Origin of the sequence: Janthinobacterium sp. 64 (assembly GCF_002813325.1) — a bacterium.
GTDB lineage: Bacteria > Pseudomonadota > Gammaproteobacteria > Burkholderiales > Burkholderiaceae_D > Janthinobacterium.
The window spans coordinates 4,816,727-4,830,610 of the sequence record NZ_PHUG01000001.1; the positions used below are offsets into that span (position 1 = coordinate 4,816,727).

12 protein-coding genes are annotated in these 13,884 nt (G+C 65.0%); 10 read left to right on the forward strand and 2 right to left on the reverse strand.

The annotated features are described in order from the left end of the window. Positions 1-48: 48 nt before the first annotated feature. On the reverse strand, positions 49-987 hold the full coding sequence (locus CLU91_RS21250) for a LysR substrate-binding domain-containing protein (RefSeq protein WP_100875714.1): 939 nt from the start codon (positions 985-987) through the stop codon (positions 49-51). 131 nt (positions 988-1,118) lie between these two features. Between CLU91_RS21250 and CLU91_RS21255 the strand changes: the two genes are divergently transcribed. From CLU91_RS21255 to CLU91_RS21300, 10 genes are all read left to right on the forward strand, one after another. Beyond that, positions 1,119-2,351, forward strand: coding sequence for a urate hydroxylase PuuD (locus CLU91_RS21255; protein WP_100875715.1), 1,233 nt, complete (start codon positions 1,119-1,121; stop codon positions 2,349-2,351). Beyond that, positions 2,348-3,580 carry a M20/M25/M40 family metallo-hydrolase gene (locus tag CLU91_RS21260; protein ID WP_100875716.1) on the forward strand — a complete coding sequence of 411 codons (1,233 nt, stop codon included), beginning with the start codon at positions 2,348-2,350 and terminating at the stop codon, positions 3,578-3,580. The genes CLU91_RS21255 and CLU91_RS21260 overlap by 4 nt, the downstream gene beginning before the upstream one ends. A 63-nt stretch (positions 3,581-3,643) precedes the next feature. Beyond that, complete coding sequence (locus tag CLU91_RS21265; RefSeq protein WP_100875717.1) at positions 3,644-5,005, forward strand: amidase; 1,362 nt, start codon at positions 3,644-3,646, stop codon at positions 5,003-5,005. Positions 5,006-5,054: 49 nt separating this feature from the next. Beyond that, positions 5,055-6,425: a paraquat-inducible protein A gene (locus CLU91_RS21270; protein WP_100876844.1), complete on the forward strand. Its 1,371-nt coding sequence runs from the start codon at positions 5,055-5,057 to the stop codon at positions 6,423-6,425. Further along, the gene (locus CLU91_RS21275; RefSeq protein WP_100875718.1) at positions 6,418-8,049 is read left to right on the forward strand and encodes a PqiB family protein; all 1,632 of its coding nucleotides are present in this window, start codon (positions 6,418-6,420) and stop codon (positions 8,047-8,049) included. Before CLU91_RS21270 ends, CLU91_RS21275 begins: the two co-directional genes overlap by 8 nt. Next, complete coding sequence (locus tag CLU91_RS21280) at positions 8,046-8,642, forward strand: PqiC family protein (protein ID WP_232730825.1); 597 nt, start codon at positions 8,046-8,048, stop codon at positions 8,640-8,642. Before CLU91_RS21275 ends, CLU91_RS21280 begins: the two co-directional genes overlap by 4 nt. A 47-nt stretch (positions 8,643-8,689) precedes the next feature. Then, complete coding sequence (locus CLU91_RS21285) at positions 8,690-9,097, forward strand: DUF2946 domain-containing protein (RefSeq protein WP_232730826.1); 408 nt, start codon at positions 8,690-8,692, stop codon at positions 9,095-9,097. 77 nt (positions 9,098-9,174) lie between these two features. Beyond that, entirely contained in the window at positions 9,175-11,298 is a 2,124-nt protein-coding gene (locus CLU91_RS21290; protein WP_232730827.1) for a TonB-dependent receptor family protein, read from the forward strand. Positions 11,299-11,306: 8 nt separating this feature from the next. After that, positions 11,307-12,644: a PepSY-associated TM helix domain-containing protein gene (locus tag CLU91_RS21295; protein WP_100876846.1), complete on the forward strand. Its 1,338-nt coding sequence runs from the start codon at positions 11,307-11,309 to the stop codon at positions 12,642-12,644. A 56-nt stretch (positions 12,645-12,700) separates the two neighbouring features. Further along, a complete protein-coding gene (locus CLU91_RS21300) occupies positions 12,701-13,084 on the forward strand; it encodes a hypothetical protein (protein WP_100875721.1) in 384 nt (127 codons plus the stop codon). Positions 13,085-13,097: 13 nt separating this feature from the next. Here the strand turns inward: CLU91_RS21300 and pcaD are convergent, their stop codons facing one another. Next, on the reverse strand, positions 13,098-13,880 hold the full coding sequence (gene pcaD / locus CLU91_RS21305; protein ID WP_100875722.1) for a 3-oxoadipate enol-lactonase: 783 nt from the start codon (positions 13,878-13,880) through the stop codon (positions 13,098-13,100). Positions 13,881-13,884: the final 4 nt, after the last annotated feature.

A 13,884-nucleotide genomic window follows, 5' to 3' on the forward strand; every position in this document is an offset into this window, starting at 1 on the left:
TGATAGCGCCCCGTTCCTGTCTCCATTATATGCGCGTGCTGATAGCGGCTATCGCTGCACCAGCGCCTTGGCGGCCGCGCTGACCTGGTCGCGCAGCCATTTGTGCTCGGGCGCCTGGTGCACGCGCTGGTGCCACAGCTGGTAAAAGCGCATCGGCGGGAATTTCAAGGGCACGGTATACGTTTTCAGCGGCAGGGTCTTTTCATAGAAGCGCATGAACTGGCGGCCCGTGGTCAGTACCAGGTCCGTCTGCGTCAGCATGTAGGGGATCAGGCCGAAATATGCCGATTCCACCACCACGTTGCGCTGCAGGTTTTGCCGCTCCAGGAAGGAGTCGATCACGCCGTGGTAGCCCGGCATCATCTGCGACGGCGCCACGTGGGGCAGGCTCAGATAGTCGTCGAGCGTCATGGCGTCGCTGGCCGTGCGGCGCGCATAGGCGTTTTCCGCATGCATGGCGCAGACGATGGGGTCTTCGAACAGCTTCGAAATGTGCAGATGCGCGGGCGGCTCGTCCCAGTTGGCGATGACCAGGTCCAGACCTCCGTCGGACAATTGGCGGATATGGTCGATGCCCGGTCCCAGGCTGTGCAGCACGACGCGGCTTTTCGGCGAACCGCGGCGCAGCAGAGCCACCACGTTGGGCAGGAACTGGCTGTCCAGGTAGTCGGGCGCGGCGATATGGAAGGTGCGTGCCTCTTCCTGCGCCACAAACGGCGTCTTCTTGATGAACAGGCTCTCCGTCTGGTCGAGGATGCGCTTGGCCGGATTGAGCAGGCTTTCGCCATGCTGGGTGGGCACCATGCCGCGCGCGCCGCGCACCAGCAGCGGATCGCCCGTCAATTCTCTAAGCTTGCGCAGGGAGGCGGAAATCGACGGCTGCGGCTGGTTGAGTTTCAGCGCCACGCGCGAGACATTCTTTTCCACCAGCAGCAGGTAGAGGATGCGGATCAGGTGCAGGTCGAGGTGTTGCGGCAGGCTGGACATGGGCTGGTGGCTCTGTTGTATATCGAATCGAATATGTCAAATATACGATATTTTTCATGTGAAGGGCGGTAAATCCGTTTATCTTGTGTAGATTGGCACGAATATGGGTTCGGTCTGACTAGAGGAAATTTATGGAAGTATTTGCCTACCTGATTCCGTACGGCCTTGAGTGGCTCAACCTGATCGTCCGCTGGCTGCACGTCATCACGGGCATCGCCTGGATCGGCGCTTCCTTTTATTTCGTCTGGCTCGACAACTCGATCCGCCCGCCCGCACCCGGTTCCGAGCTGGCGAAGAAGGGCGTGTCGGGAGAACTGTGGGCCGTGCATGGCGGCGGCTTCTACAACCCGCAAAAATATCTGCTGGCGCCCGCCGAATTGCCGAAGGAACTGCACTGGTTCAAGTGGGAAGCGTATTCCACCTGGCTGTCCGGCTTTGCGCTGCTGACCATCGCGTATTACTTCAATGCCCAGGCCATGATGATCGACAAGGCCGTGGCCGATATCTCCAGCGGCCAGGCCGTCGGCATCGGCATCGCCACCCTCGTCATCGGCTGGACCGTCTACGACCTGCTATGCCGCTCGAAGCTGGCGCAGTATGAATTGTGGTTCGGCGTGACGGTGTTTGCGCTGATCGTCGGCGCCGCCTACGTGCTCACGCATTTGCTCAGCGGGCGCGCCGCCTACATCCACGTGGGCGCCATGATCGGCACCATCATGGTGGCCAATGTACTGATGCTGATCATTCCCGGCCAGCGCAAGATGGTCGAGGCCATGGCCGCTGGCAAGCTGCCCGATCCGAAGCACGGCCTGAAGGCCAAGCAGCGCAGCGTGCATAACAATTATTTTACCTTGCCGGTGCTGTTCATCATGATCAGCAACCACTACGCGATGACTTATCGCAACGACCACGCATGGCTGGTGCTGGCGCTGATCATGGCGGCCGGCGTCTTCATCCGCCACTTTTTCAACCTGCGCCACAAGGGCCGTGTCGAGTGGCGCTATCCGGCCATCGGCGTGGCCTTGCTGCTGGCCGTGGCCGTGGCCATCGCGCCGAAAGCGCCGGTGGCCGTGGCGGCCGCACCGGCGGTGGACCCTGTCGCGCAGTTCAAGAGCGTGCATGCCATCATCGCCCAGCGCTGCGCCACCTGCCATTCGGCCCAGCCCACGCAAGCGGGCTTCGCCACGGCGCCGGCCGGCATGATGCTCGATAATGAAACGCAAATCCGCCAGCACGCGGCGCAAATCTACAAGCAGGCCATCGAATTGAAGGCCATGCCGATCGGGAACCTGACCAATATGACGGAGGCCGAGCGCAGCGAGCTTGGCGCCTGGCTGCAACAGACCATGCAAGGAGCAAAATGACGACGCACGCAGAAAAAATCACGGCCTGGATCGACGACCACTTCGACGAAGAAATCGCCTTTTTACAGCAGGTGGTGCAGCAGCCGACGGATACGCCGCCCGGCAACAACGCGCCGCATGCGGAGCTGGTGGCCCAATTGCTGCAGGCATATGGCTGGCACGCCGAAAAGCACGCCGTCCCAAAGGACCAGGTCGAGGCGTATGGCATGCAGAGCATCACCAACCTGATCGTGCGCCGGCCTTATGCTGCGGGCGGGCCGACCGTGGCCCTGAACGCGCATGGCGACGTGGTGCCGCCAGGCGACAACTGGACGTATCCGCCGTATGGCGGGCAGATCGACGGCGGCTATATGTATGGCCGCGCGACGGCCGTCTCGAAAGGCGACTTCGCCACCTATGTGTTTGCCGCGCGCGCGCTCGAAGCCTTGGGCATTGCGCTCAAAGGCCAGCTGGAACTGCATTTTACCTACGACGAGGAATTCGGCGGCTTGCTGGGGCCGGGCTGGCTGCTGGAACAGCAACTGACCAAGCCCGATTTCGTCATCGCCGCCGGTTTCAGCTACGGCATCGTCACGGCGCACAACGCCTGCCTGCAGCTGGAAATCACCGTGCATGGCAAGTCGGGCCACGGCTCCATGCCGGAGACGGGACACGACGCGCTGCAGGCGGCCAACAAGATCCTCAACGCCATCTATGGGCAGTTGCCGGAGCTGAAAAAGATCAAATCGAAAGTCGCCGGCATCGACTCGCCCACCATGCTGGTGGGACGCATCGATGGCGGCACGAATACCAATGTGGTGCCGGGCAAGGTGGTCATGAAGATGGATCGGCGCATGATCCCGGAAGAAGACCCGGTGGCGGTGGAAGCGCAGGTGCGCGCCCTGATCGAAGACGCCGTGCGGGGCGAGCCTGGCATCCGCATCGAGATCCGCCGCCTGCTGCTGTCGCACGCGCTGCGCCCCTTGCCTGGCTCCGAACAGCTGGTCGGCAGCTTGCAGAAGAATGCGCAAGCCATCCTTGGCGAAACGATTCCCGCCGTCGGCACGCCGCTGTATGCGGATGCGCGCCTGTATGGCGAGCGTGGCATCCCCGCCGTGCTGTATGGCGCCGGTCCGCGCACGGTGCCCGAGTCGAATGCGAAGAAGGCCGATGAGCGCCTGGCGCTCGATGATTTGCGCAAGGCCAGCAAGATCGTCGCCCTGACCCTGCTGGACTTTTTGGGCGCCTGACAGGGCGGCGGCCATGCCGCCTGCATCCGGTAAGATGCATGCCTGGACAATCGCGGAGGCAGCATGGATGTGACTGGCAAGACGACGATAAGGGAACTGGCGGCCGAGCTGGCCGCCGGCCGCATCACCAGCGTGGCGCTGACCGAGCAGATGCTGGCGCGCGCCGAGGCGCACCGGGTGCAGGGCGGCCATGCCTATGTCAGCCTCGATGGCGAACAGGCGCTGATGGAGGCGCGGGCCAGCGATGCGGCGCGCGCCGCCGGCATCGTGGCCTCGCCGCTGGCCGGCGTGCCCATTTCCATCAAGGACCTGTTCGACGTCAGGGGGCAAACCAGCAGCGCCGCCTCGCTGGCGCTGGCCGACGCGCCGCCCGCCGATGCCGATGCGCTTGCCGTGGCGCGCCTGCGCGCGGCCGGCGCCGTCCTGCTGGGACGCACCAACATGAGCGAATTCGCGTTCTCCGGCCTGGGCTTGAATCCCCATTACGGCACGCCGCGCAATCCGCACGACGGCGCGCGCGTGGCGGGCGGCTCCACCTCGGGCGGCGCCGTCACGGTGGCCTTGGCGATGGCGGCCGGCGCACTGGGCACGGACACGGGCGGCTCGATCCGCATCCCGTCCGCGTTTTGCGGCCTGACGGGCTTCAAGCCGACGGCGGCGTCCGTGCCGCTGGCCGGCACAGTGCCGTTATCTCGCTCCCTCGATTCGGCCGGCCCCATCGCGCGCAGCGTCGACTGCTGCGCCATTCTGTACGCGGCCTTGTCGGGCCATGACATCGGCGCGCAGGCGCCGGCACTGCAAGGCTTGCGCTTCGGTTTTACCCTGGACTACGTCGGCGCGCACGTGGCGCCGCAGGTGCAGCTGGCTTTCGATGCCGCGCTGGAGCAGCTGCGGCAAGCGGGCGCCCTCGTGGAACAGTTCGATTTCCCCGAATTGCTGGAGCTGCCGACGATCAATGGCGGCGGCGGCCTGGTGGCGGCCGAGGCCTGGCACTGGCACAGGGCGCTGCTGGAAGAGAAGGGCGCGCAGTACGACCAGCGCGTGGCGGCGCGCATCCGCCGCGGCCAGCAGCAAGGCGCGGCGGACTACATCGATTTGCTCGATGCGCGCGTGCGCCTGACCGCCATCGCGAAGCAGCGCCTGGCGCCATTCGACGCCTGGCTGATGCCCAGCGTGGCGATTCTGGCGCCGGAAGTCGCGCCGCTGGAAGCGGATGACGCCACCTTCTTTGCCACGAATGGCCTGGCGCTGCGCAATGCCAGCGTGATCAACTTCCTCGATGGCTGCGCCTTGTCCCTGCCCTGCCATGCGGACGGCGAGCTGCCCGTCGGCCTGGGCATTTGCGGCCTGGCCGGCGCCGACGATCAAGTGCTGCAAATCGGCCGGGCCGTGGAAGCGCTGTTGCGCGGGACAGCAAAAGAATAGTGCCGTAGTGCAGGAAAATGCCAACTCTGTCATGATGGCTGGCATTAACATGGGAAAGTCGCGCTTCGGGCGCCGGCAAACTTCAACTGTGCACCGATACGACCTGATTAGCTGTCATGACTGCGGCGTGTTGTACCGCAAACGTCCGCTGCGTCCACGCGAAAAGGCGCGCTGCATCCGTTGCCGCTCGGTGCTATACCGGGGCGCGCACGCGCGCGGCGCATCGGCCGAATTGAGCAAGGTGGTGGCGCTCACCCTGGGCGCCGCCCTGGTCTTCCTGATCGCGCAGTTTTTTCCCATCGTTGAACTCGACGTCAATGGCCTCACTTCCAGCGCCACCTTGCTCGGTTCCATCCGCGTGCTGTGGTACGAGCAGATGCACATCGTGGCGACGATGGTGTTCCTGTTTACCATCCTCTTTCCCGCCATCGAACTCGCTTCGCTGCTGTATGTGGCGCTGGGCTTGCGCGGCGGCGTCAAGGTGCCCGGTTTTAACCGCGTGCTGCGCGCCGTGCAGACGGCGCGCGAATGGGGCATGACGGAGGTGCTGATGATCGGCATCCTGATCACCGTCGTCAAGATGACCAGCCTGGCCACGGTGCTGCCGCAACCGGGGCTGTTCGCGTTTGGCGCGCTGACCCTGATGCTGGCCATCGTCGTCTCGTTCGACCCCAAGGCCCTGTGGAACCTGGGCGACGACCTGACGCGCCAGGCGCTGCCCGGCATCCGCTACAAGGCCTTCGCACCGGGCGAGAAGGTCTTGCCCTGCCACGCTTGCGGCCTGGTGGCGCCGCCGCTGGGCAAGGGCAAACATCTGGCGTGCGTGCGCTGCGGCACGGCCCTGCACGTGCGCAAACCGGACAGCATCAACCGCACCTGGGCCTTGCTGATCGCCGCCATGATCCTCTACATTCCCGCCAACCTGCTGCCCGTGATGGTGACGCAATCGCTGTTCGGCGCGCAGGACGACACCATCATGAGCGGCGTGGTGCTGTTCTGGACCAGCGGTTCGAAAGGCCTGGCCATCATCATTTTCATCGCCAGCGTGGTCGTGCCGATGTTGAAACTGGGCGTGCTGGCGCTGCTGGCGTTCACGGCGCAGCGGCGTTCGCGCTGGCGGCCGCGCCAGCGCACCATCTTGTACCGCATGGTCGAATTCATCGGCCGCTGGTCCATGCTCGACATCTTTGTCGTCACCCTGACGGTGGCGCTGGTGCGCTTCAAGTCGCTGGCCGTGATCACGGCCGGCCCAGGCGCGCTGGCCTTTGGCGCCGTGGTGGTGCTGACCATGCTGGCGGCGATGCAGTTCGACCCGCGCCTGATCTGGGACCCTGTCGACGACAAGGCGGCCGAGGATGAAAAACGCAGCAGTGCGGCAAATACCGGAAACAATACAGTGATTGGAGAACAGCATGGCTGACAAAGAAACGGGCGACCTTGCCGAAACCGGCGCACGGCCTCTGCCCGAACCCGACGTGGATCCGGCCAGCCGCTGGCTGCCGTCACTGGTGTGGCTCATTCCGCTGCTGGCTGCGCTGATCGGCGCCGGGCTGGCCGCCAAATCCATTCTCGACCAGGGACCCACGGTGACGGTCAGTTTCAAGAGCGCCGAAGGCCTGGAGCCGGGCAAGACCAAGGTCAAATACAAGGATGTCGACATCGGCCAGGTGCGCGCCATCACCCTGGGCGAGGACTTGAGCAAGGTGCTGGTGACGATCGACATGAGCAAGGAAGCGCGCCGCTTCGCCACCGCCGATTCGCGCTTCTGGGTGGTGCGCCCGCAGATCGGCGCCAGCGGCGTGACGGGGCTGGGTACCTTGCTGTCGGGCGCCTACATCGGCGTCGACACGGGCAAGTCGGAAGCCAAAAAGGACAACTTCGTCGGCATGGAAAATCCGCCCGCCGTGGCCGGTGACCAGAAGGGCAAGCTGTACACCCTGCATGCGGACAGCCTCGGTTCCGTCGACGTGGGTTCGCCCCTGTTCTTCCATCGCCTGCGCGTGGGCAAGGTGGTCAGCTTCGCGCTGGACAAGGATGGCAACGGCATCACCATGTCGGTCTTCGTGAATGCGCCGTACGACCAGTTCGTCGGCAAGAACGCGCGCTGGTGGCATGCCAGCGGCGTCGACGTGCGCTTGGATTCCAACGGCTTCAAACTGAATACGCAGTCGCTGGCGGCCATGCTGGTGGGCGGCATCGCTTTCGAGGCGGAAAACGGCCGCAAGCCCGAAGAACCGGCGCCGGCCAATTCCAATTTCCGTCTGGCGGCTGACGAGGCCAGCGCCATGCGCGAGCCCGATGGTGAAGCCATTACCACCGTATTCTATTTCGACCAGTCCCTGCGCGGCTTGCAGCCCGGCGCCACGGTGGACTTCCGCGGCATCGTGCTGGGCGAGGTGCGCTCGGTCGGCATCGAATTCGACCCCGTGAAAAAGAACTTCCGCATGCCCGTTACCGTCAACCTGTATCCGGCCCGCCTGGGCATGCGCTTCAAGGCCGCCGTCGACGATGCGGAAGGATCGGCCGGCCACCAGCTGCTCGAACGCATGGTCAGCCGCGGCTTGCGCGCTCAGCTGCGCACGGGCAACCTGCTCACCAGCCAGCTGTACATCGCGCTCGACTTCTTCCCGAAAGCGCCGAAGGTAGCGCTGGACTTGAACAGGTATCCGCTGGAAGTGCCGACCGTGCCCAATACCCTCGATGAACTGCAGACGCAGATCGCCAGCATCGCCCGCAAGCTCGATCAGGTGCCATACGCGGAGATCGGCAACAACCTGAACGCCACCATCAAGCAGGCCAATACCCTGTTCAAGCAGCTCGATGGCCAGGTGGTGCCGGAAATGCGCGATACCCTGACGGCGGCGAAGCAGACTTTTGGTTCGGCTGAACAGGTGCTGCAAAAGGATTCGCCGCTGCAGTCGGACGTGCGCCAGGCCTTGCAGCAGCTGACGCAAACCCTGCAATCGCTCAATGCCTTGTCGGATTACCTGGAACGTCATCCCGAGTCCCTGATCCGCGGTAAAAAAGGAGATGAAAAAAAATGATGAAACCGATTTTTGCCGCGCTGCTGGCTGGCAGCCTGCTGGGCGCCTGCTCCACGCCCCAGCCCGAGCATTTCTATACGCTCAGCGGCGGCGCCGACGCGCAGCCGGCCAAACCCGTCAAATACTATGTCGAGGTGCTGACCGTCAGCGTGCCGCAGCAGGTGAGCCGCAACCAGTTTGTTGTGACGGCGCCGTCGGGCCGCATCGAATTGCTGGAGCAGCAGCGCTGGGCCGGGCCGCTGGCCGGCGAAATCGGCCAGGCCCTGTCGACGGCCGTGACGAACGACCTGGGCGCCATCGATGTGTTCCGCACGCCGCATCCCGACAACCTGCCCGTGTACCGCATCAGCACCAATGTGCAGCGTTTCGAGTCCGTGATGGGCCAGTATGCGCTGATCGACGCCGTCTGGAGCGTGCGCCAGCTGGCCAGCAACAAGGTGGTCACTTGCCGCACGGTCGCCAATGAAAAGGTGGGCGCCGGCTACGATGAACTGGTGCTGGGCCACCGCCGCGCCGTGGGCCGCATCGCCGCCGATACGGCCAGCGTGGTGCGCGCTTTTGACAACGGCAACGCCGCCTGCCCTGCCGCCTGAGCCGCTTTTCGCTACCCAGTCCCGGCGGCCGCTGGTAAAATGCGGCCATGGGAATGACCTTGTTCACGCGCCGCTTTACCGCCTGGATCGCCTGTTTCGCGATCCTGCTGGCGGCGCTCGCGCCATCGATTTCCCAGGCCGTCGCCAACGCCAAGCAGGAATCCGGCTCCGGCTGGGCGGAAATCTGCTCGGTGGCCGGTATCCGTTTTGTCCAGCTTGATCAGGCCGATGACGGCGCCGCCGATGGCAAGTCTGGCGGCAAGGCCATGCAGATGGAGCATTGCGCCTTCTGTTCCACGCATGCGGGTTCCGTCGGCCTGCCGCCCGCCAGCCCCGTGCTGCCGCTGCCTGTGGCCAGCGGTACGGCGATTTTCCCATCCCTGTACTACCAGTCCCCGTCACCGCTGTTCATCTGGTCCACGGCGCAGTCGCGCGCGCCGCCCACCCTCGTTTAAGTTTTTGCCTTTCCAATGCTGGCGCTGTCCACCTTGCGGTGTGACGCGCCGCATCCGCACACTTAAACGAGAATCACATGAACAAGACATTATTGGTGCTGGCCGCTGCCATCACCGTCGCTTACCCGTGCGCGCAGGCGCAGCAATTTGACCAGACTGACCACGCCATCGACACCGTCGTCGTTTCCGGCTCGCGCGCGCAATCGTGGCTGTCCGAGACGCCGCAAGCCATCGGCGTCGTCAATGCCAAGACCCTGGAACGCGACAAGCCCAAGACCATGGGCGATATCCTCAACCGCATCGCCGGCGTGTACTGGAACGACCTGGGCAACGAGCAGCACAGCATGAGCATCCGCCAGCCCATCGGCACGAATGCCGTCTACCAGTACCTGGAAGACGGCATTCCCATCCGCCCGCTGGGCGTCTTCAACCACAACTCGCTCAATGAAATGAACATGGCGGGCGCCAGCGGCGTGGAAGTGGTGAAGGGCGCCGCTTCCTCGCTGTATGGCAGCAATGCCGTGGGTGGTGCCGTCAATTTCCTGACGGCCGGCGCCAGCGCCACGCCGGCGGCCAAGGTGGGCGTGCGGCGCGACAGCGTGGGCGGTTTCACCCGCTACGATACGTCCGCCAGCGATACCTGGGGCCCGCTGGGACTGCGCTTTTCTCATTACAGCTCGCGCCGTTCGCGCGACAACTGGCAAGAGTACAGCTATGGCGACAAGGATTCGTTCTCGCTGCGCGCCGACTACGCGCTCAGCCCCACGTCGCAGCTGCGCGCCACCCTCGTCCACACGGATCTCGATGCGGCCATGACGGGCAGCCTGTTCGAGAACGATTACCGCAATAATCGCGGCAAGAGCCTGAACACGTTTAGCTACCGCAAGGACAAGACCACGCGCATGAATCTGGCGTGGGAGGGCGCGACGACGGCCAGTGGCATGAGCACCGTCACCGTGTTTACGCGCAAGAATGACCATGGGCAGATTCCCGCGTATTCCATCGGCAGCTGCGCAGGCATGCTGTGCAAGGGCGTCATCAACAACAACCACGTCGATTCGCTGGGGCTGGACGTGAAACACCAGCAGGAATTCGCGTGGCTGCGTACACGCCTGATCGCCGGCGTGTATGTGGACAAGAGCGACAATCCCTTCGTCAGCGACAATCTCTCCATCGTGCGCGATGCCGCCACGGGCCGCTACCTGCGCTACACGCTGGCCAATGCCAGCAATCCGCAGGGCGTGCGCGACTACCAGACGGACATCCTCAATACGGCCGTCTTCGCGCAATGGGAGTTCTCTCCGCTGCCTGGCACGCGCGTGGTGCTGGGCGGCCGTTCGGACGCCATCCGCTACGATTACCACAACAAGCTGGCGCCAGGTGGCAGCGCCAGTTACGGCGCGCCCGACGAGTCGCGCAGCTTTTCGCATGTGAGCCCGAAGCTGGGCGCCACCTACGCCATCGGCCAGGCGGGCAGCGCGTATGCGAACGTCAGCCAGGGTTTTACGCCGCCCGAGGTCAGCCAGCTGTATGGCAAGACGGGCATCGCCGACCTGCAGCCGTCCGTCTACAACAACTATGAACTGGGCTTGCGCTGGGCCTTTTTGCAGGGCCGCTTGAAGCTCGACGCGGCCCTGTACCGCCTCGACGGGCGCGACACCATCGTCAGCTATACGCTCTCGCCGGGGAATAGCGAAAACCGCAATGCGGGACGCACGCGCAGCGAGGGGCTGGAGCTGGGCCTGAACTACGACAGCGGCCCGTTCGACGCGCGCTTCGCCACGGCCATCGCGCGCCACCGCTACCTGCGCTACCAGGTGTCCGCCAGCCTCGATTACAGCGGCCGCAGCATGCCGCAGGCGCCGCGCGACATCACCTCGATCGAGATCGGCTACAAGCCCGTGGCCGGCGCGCGTATCGCGCTCGAAGCCGTGCACCAGGGCCGCTACTGGATGAATAACGCCAACACCGTGGAGTACAAGGGGCACGCACTGCTGAACCTGCGCGCCAGCTATCAGGTCGCGCGCGGGCTGGAAGCGTGGGCGCAGGTGCGCAACCTGGCCGATAAGCGCTATGCCGATTCGGCCAGCAGCAGTTATTCGGGTGTGGGCAATTACGCGGCCAATACGCAGAACCAGTACACGCCCGGCGCGCCGCGCAGCGTGATGCTGGGCCTGGGCTATACCTTCAACGCACTGTGAGGATGACCATGGACGATCACACCTTTCTCATCGCGCGGCGTAAAAGCCTGTACTGGCGCATCCACTTCTGGGCCGCGCTGATCGCCTCGCCGTTTGCGCTGGTGGCCACCCTGACGGGCATGCTGTATGTGTTCACGCCGCAGATCGAGGCCAGGCTGTACCAGCACCTCGACCATGTGGCGCCGCAAGCGTCGATGCTGCCGCTGGACGCCGCCGTGGCGGCAGCCGAACGGGCCGCGCCGCGCGGCTGGGCGGTGCAGCACGTGGTGCCGCCGTTCCAGGCCAACGATGCGGTGCAGGTGGCGTTTGCGCCGCCCGGTGGCGCGCAGGATGAGCATGCGGGCCATGGCATGCCGGTAAAGGTCAAGCCGAAGTTCGGCCTGCCCGCGCAAGCCATCATCGTGTATGTGAATCCGTATGACGCGCGCGTGCTGGGCAGCCTGGCCAGCAGCGAGCGTTTCGGCAACTGGGCGAAAAAACTGCATTCGCATCTGCTGCAAAACGATGGCTGGCGCTGGATGATCGAGCTGGCCGCCAGCTGGCTGATGGTGATGCTGGTGACGGGCGTGGTGCTGTGGTGGCCGCGCGGCGCCCAATCGGGCTTGCCGAAGCGGGGCGCGCGGGGGCGCAATGGCTGGCGCCAGTGGCATGCGTTCCTTGGCGTGGCGCTCGGTATTGTCAGCGTCGTGATCCTGACGACGGGGCTGACGTGGAGCCAGCAGGCGGGCGGGCGCATCCGCGCGCTGCGCGACGCCAGCGGCCAGGCGCCGCCGCCCGTGCCGCGCGGCCTGCATTCGACCGAGGCGGGCGCTCCGCTCGACTGGCAGGATGCGTGGAAGGTAGCGCGCAGCCATGCACCGGCCATCGCCGTGCAATTGACGGCGCCGGCCAGCCAGGACGATGTGTGGCGCGCCACCATGGCCGACCGCAGCCAGCCCACCTTGCGCTTCGACCTGCTGTTCGACGCCTACAGTGGCAAGCCTTTGTACTTTGCGGGCTGGGAGGCGCAGACGGCGTTCGGCAAGGCCACGGCCATCGGCATTCCATTTCATCGCGGCGAATTCGGCTGGTGGAACCAGGCCTTGCTGCTGCTGTTCGGCGCCAGCGTGCTGTTCTCGCTGGTGTCGGGCTGGGTGATGTTCTTCAAGCGCCGCCCGCCAGGTTCGCTGGGCCTGCCCCGGCTGCTGCCGGGCGCCTGGACGTCGCCTTCCGCGCTGGCCTGGCTGGCGGCGGCCACCATGTGCGCGCTGATGCCGCTGCTGCTCATTTCCGGCGGCATGCTGGTGCTGCTGGAACTGTTCCTGGCGAAATGCGGTGCGCGTATCGGCACGATGCGACTGCGCTAGAATAAGGGGCGCGGCCAGGCTCGTTGCCATGGGCCGCACCTTTGCAATGGCTGAACATGGTATTCATCGACTTTCCCGCCTTGTCCGCACTGGCCGCCGCGTCGGCGCTGGTGACCAAAAAATGCAGCTGCTGCGCCGTCCCGCTGGACGCCTGGCAACGGCTGCCCACTTCGCTGGAGCTGGACCGCTTTGAAGAAATCGGCACCCTGCGCGAAGACCCGTACGAGGAACCGACGTTTGCCGAGTACCACCCGCACGGCACGCGCTATGACAGCGCAGACGCGCCCGTCGCGCCGCGCTACTATCCCGCCAACCTGAGCCAGGTGGCGCGCTGCCTTGACTGCGGCCGCCACTACCTGCGCTACAACGAGGCGGGCGGCTATTTCACGGAGCTGCGCATCCGCGCGCTGCGCCCGGAATTGCTGGCCGACGCAGCGTGATGCGTCGCCGGGTTTAGTCTGCGCGCAGGAAATCGAGCAGTCGTCCCGTAATGGCCAGTTCCGCTTCGATGTTCGACAGGTGCGACGCGTCGACCGTGGCCAATTCCGCATGGAAGATAGCCTGCTGCATCAGCAAGGCATCGGCGATGGTGGTGACGGGATCGAGCGTGCCGGCGATGATCAGCGTGGGCGCGGCGATGTCCTGGATGGCGCCGCGCAGGTCGGCCTCGGCCAGCGCGTCGCAGCAGCTGGCGTAGCCTTGCGGATCCTGCCGGCGCAGCTTGTCGAGCATGGCGGCGATGGTGGCCGGGCGCGCGGCGATGAATTCCGGGCTGAACCAGCGTCCGGCCGCACCGTCCGCGATGGCGTCGAGTCCTTCCTGGCGCACGCTGCGCGCGCGGGTGGCCCACCCTTGCTGCGTGCCGATTTTGGCGGCCGTATTGGCCAGCACCAGCTTGTGCAGGCGCTGCGGCGCGTGGATGGCCAGCCATTGTCCGATCACGCCGCCCATCGACAGGCCGCAGAAATGCGCCTGGCCGATCCGCAGGTGGTCGAGCAGGCCTGCCACATCCTGGCCCAGCATCTGCACGCTGTAGGGGCCGGGCGGACTGGCCGAGGCGCCATGGCCGCGCGTGTCATAGCGCAGCACGTGGAAGTGCGGCGCCAGTGCTTCGGCTTGCGCATCCCACATGGACAGGTCCGTGCCCAGTGAGTTCGACAGCACTATGCAGGGTTTGTGCGGATCGCCTTCGCTGCGGTAATGCAGCGATAGTCCATTGATGTCTGCGATTGGCATATGC

What these genes read in the sequence shown, in the direction of transcription:
- CLU91_RS21295 (WP_100876846.1), top strand. Translation starts at nt 11,307, where the DNA reads ATGGACGATCACACCTTTCTCATCGCGCGGCGTAAAAGCCTGTACTGG.
- CLU91_RS21290 (WP_232730827.1), top strand. Translation starts at nt 9,175, where the DNA reads ATGAACAAGACATTATTGGTGCTGGCCGCTGCCATCACCGTCGCTTAC.
- CLU91_RS21300 (WP_100875721.1), top strand. Translation starts at nt 12,701, where the DNA reads ATGGTATTCATCGACTTTCCCGCCTTGTCCGCACTGGCCGCCGCGTCG.
- pcaD (WP_100875722.1), bottom strand. Translation starts at nt 13,880, where the DNA reads ATGCCAATCGCAGACATCAATGGACTATCGCTGCATTACCGCAGCGAA.
- CLU91_RS21250 (WP_100875714.1), bottom strand. Translation starts at nt 987, where the DNA reads ATGTCCAGCCTGCCGCAACACCTCGACCTGCACCTGATCCGCATCCTC.
- CLU91_RS21260 (WP_100875716.1), top strand. Translation starts at nt 2,348, where the DNA reads ATGACGACGCACGCAGAAAAAATCACGGCCTGGATCGACGACCACTTC.
- CLU91_RS21275 (WP_100875718.1), top strand. Translation starts at nt 6,418, where the DNA reads ATGGCTGACAAAGAAACGGGCGACCTTGCCGAAACCGGCGCACGGCCT.
- CLU91_RS21255 (WP_100875715.1), top strand. Translation starts at nt 1,119, where the DNA reads ATGGAAGTATTTGCCTACCTGATTCCGTACGGCCTTGAGTGGCTCAAC.
- CLU91_RS21285 (WP_232730826.1), top strand. Translation starts at nt 8,690, where the DNA reads ATGGGAATGACCTTGTTCACGCGCCGCTTTACCGCCTGGATCGCCTGT.
- CLU91_RS21265 (WP_100875717.1), top strand. Translation starts at nt 3,644, where the DNA reads ATGGATGTGACTGGCAAGACGACGATAAGGGAACTGGCGGCCGAGCTG.
- CLU91_RS21280 (WP_232730825.1), top strand. Translation starts at nt 8,046, where the DNA reads ATGATGAAACCGATTTTTGCCGCGCTGCTGGCTGGCAGCCTGCTGGGC.
- CLU91_RS21270 (WP_100876844.1), top strand. Translation starts at nt 5,055, where the DNA reads ATGGGAAAGTCGCGCTTCGGGCGCCGGCAAACTTCAACTGTGCACCGA.